This is a genomic window from bacterium, assembly GCA_040755795.1.
GTDB lineage: Bacteria > UBA9089 > CG2-30-40-21 > CG2-30-40-21 > SBAY01 > JBFLXS01.
This window is the reverse complement of the sequence record JBFLXS010000499.1, coordinates 1-2,615: the sequence shown is the minus strand read 5'-3', so window position 1 is coordinate 2,615 and position 2,615 is coordinate 1. Positions and strand designations below refer to the sequence as shown.

The 2,615-nt window shown below is 35.8% G+C and carries 4 protein-coding genes; all 4 read left to right on the top strand.

Annotation, left to right across the window (positions count from 1 at the left end):
- The first annotated feature begins 290 nt into the window (after window positions 1-290).
- Window positions 291-428, top strand: a complete 138-nt coding sequence (locus AB1414_18900; protein MEW6609482.1) for a hypothetical protein — start codon at window positions 291-293, stop codon at window positions 426-428.
- Window positions 429-640: 212 nt separating this feature from the next.
- Window positions 641-1,525 carry a methylenetetrahydrofolate reductase gene (locus AB1414_18895; GenBank protein ID MEW6609481.1) on the top strand — a complete coding sequence of 295 codons (885 nt, stop codon included), beginning with the start codon at window positions 641-643 and terminating at the stop codon, window positions 1,523-1,525.
- 27 nt (window positions 1,526-1,552) lie between these two features.
- Entirely contained in the window at window positions 1,553-2,467 is a 915-nt protein-coding gene (locus AB1414_18890) for a lysophospholipid acyltransferase family protein (GenBank protein ID MEW6609480.1), read from the top strand.
- 21 nt (window positions 2,468-2,488) lie between these two features.
- The coding region (locus tag AB1414_18885) for a GxxExxY protein (protein ID MEW6609479.1) at window positions 2,489-2,615 on the top strand (127 nt) is incomplete at its 3' end.

The following is a 2,615-nucleotide window of genomic DNA, read 5'->3' as shown; positions in this document are numbered from 1 at the left end:
TATAAAGATTTAACCGCAAAGAGCGCAAAGGAAGGTTTCGCAAAGGACGCAAAGAAAGGAAAACAGGTCTATAAACGAAAACGAACTTTCAAATATTGTTAATTGCTTATAAATTTCAATGTATTAACTGGAGTTTCGTGAATTTTCTATGATTCCTTTTACCTTTAATCTTTGCGTTCTTTGCGGTTAAAAAAGGATAAACCACAAAGGGCACAAAGTAATAATGCAAAGGACACAAAAGGAAGAAAATAGGTAAAGCATTTTTTATCAACTCAATTTCAAAGAATAAGTTGCAAAAAAATCATCAGGCTTTTGAGCCTAATTTTGCCCTCTTTGAACAAAATAAACAGATTGATAAGGATAAAGAGAATTTTAGAAATAGCATAAAATTTACGAAAGTCCAGATTAAGACTCAAGGAAGGAATTAAAAGGGTGGTGAACAACCTATAATCTTTGCGTTCTTTGCGGTTAATTTCTTTGCGTTCTTTGCGGTTAAAAAAGGATAAACCACTTAATCTTAAAAAAACTTGAATATCGAGTATTAATAGAGTTTCACGAAATTAAAAAGCAGGAAACCAGTAATTGATAACTAATTACCATTCACCAGTTACCATTTACCAAACTTAAGGAGGGAAAAATAATGAAACAGCCATTTAAAGATGCCCTTAAATTAGGCGAATTTATCATTACTTCGGAGATTGGGCCGCCAAAAGGAACAAATATTGAGAAGATGGTTCATCATATTGAGATGTTGAAAGACAAAGTGCATGGGTTGAATGTTACGGATAATCAATCATCGGTAATGCGACTTTCTTCTCTTGCCGCCTGTCATATTATCAAGGATTATGGTGGTGAACCAATTTTACAAATGACCTGCCGTGACCGAAATCGAATGGCATTGCAGTCAGATTTGATTAGCGCCTATGTGCTTGGTGTTCACAATGTCCTTTGCTTAACTGGAGACCATATTAGTCTTGGTGACCATAAAGGCTCCAAACAGGTTTTTGATTTGGATTCAGTTCAGTTAATCTCTGCAGTTAAAACTTTAACCGAGGGTAAAGACCTTGGCGGGACCCAACTAGATGGAGGAGTAGAATTTTGTATTGGAGCAACTGCTACCCCAGAGGCTGACCGTATGGATTCCCAATTATTAAAATTCCGCAAAAAAATCAAAGCAGGTGCAGAATTCTTCCAGACTCAAGCCGTTTATAATATGGACATGCTTAAGAAATTTATGGAATACGCCAGACAATTTGAGGTGAAGATATTAGCCGGTATTTTAGTCCTGACGGGCGTTGGTATGGCAAAATATCTTAATGCCAATGTCGCTGGCGTTACTGTTCCTCAAGAACTTATTGATGAAATGGCAAGCGTAGAAAAAGGTAAAGCACTCCAAAAAGGCATAGAAATTGCCGCCAGACAGATTAAACAAATAAAACAAGAAAATATCTGTTCAGGCGTCCATATCATGGCTATTGGCAAAGAAGAGATTGTGCCAGAGATATTAGAGATGGCTTCTGTATAACTGTTCAAAAGGGTTTAAATTGAATAAATGCAAGTAAGACATTACCTTGAATTTATCGCCGTAAAGATATTATCTGATTTAATTACTTCATTACCCTGGCGGATAGATTATTGGTTATCTAACCGGTTAGGGGAGATTGGTTATATTTTGGATGCTAAAAGAAGAAAACTGGCGATTGATAATCTCACACATGCATTTAAAGACCAATATGATAAAAAGCAAATTAAGCGATTGGCGATTAATACCTTTAGAAATATGAGCAAAAGCCTGATTGAATTTATCTTATTCCCCAGACTTAATAAAGATAATGTGGATAACTTTGTGCGTATCAAAGGATTAGAAAATTTAGAGCGGGCTAAAAAAAAAGGTAAGGGGGTTATTATTTATAGCGGACATATAGGAAATTGGGAACTTATGACTGAAGCCTTAATACTTAAAGGCTATAATTTGAATCTTATGATTCGTCGTCAAAAAAATGTGTTTGTCGAAAAATTAATTCAACAGAAACGAACTAAGTTCAAAACTAAAACTATATTTCACACAGTCGCTCCAAAAGAAATTTTTCAGATTCTCAAAAATAATGAGATTATAACGATAATTGGTGACCAGGATGGAGGGAAAGGTGGCGTATTCGTTGATTTTTTTGGCAGACCTGCATCAACTCCTCCAGGGCCTGTAGTTTTTGCCATGCGGACTGGGGCAGAATTAATCCCTATCTTTGATATTCGAATAAAAAATAATCAACATCAGATTATTATCGAACCACCCTGTCAATTAACCACTACCCCAAATATAAAAACCGCCATTGTGGAAAATACGCAAAGATTAACAAAGAAGTTAGAATCATATATTCGTCAGTATCCTGACCAATGGCTCTGGTTTCACAACCGCTGGGCAACAAAACCTGATAATCAACAATTCGTAAGAGTTCAGGTAGGATAAAAATAAGGAGAAAGGGAGAAAATGGAGAAGTGGAGAAAAGAAGAGTTAACTGATAGGATTATTAATGCCTGTATTAATGTCCATAAAAAGTTAGGACCTGGTTTTCTGGAGAGCATCTATCACAATGCCTTGAAGGTTGAGTTTGCAA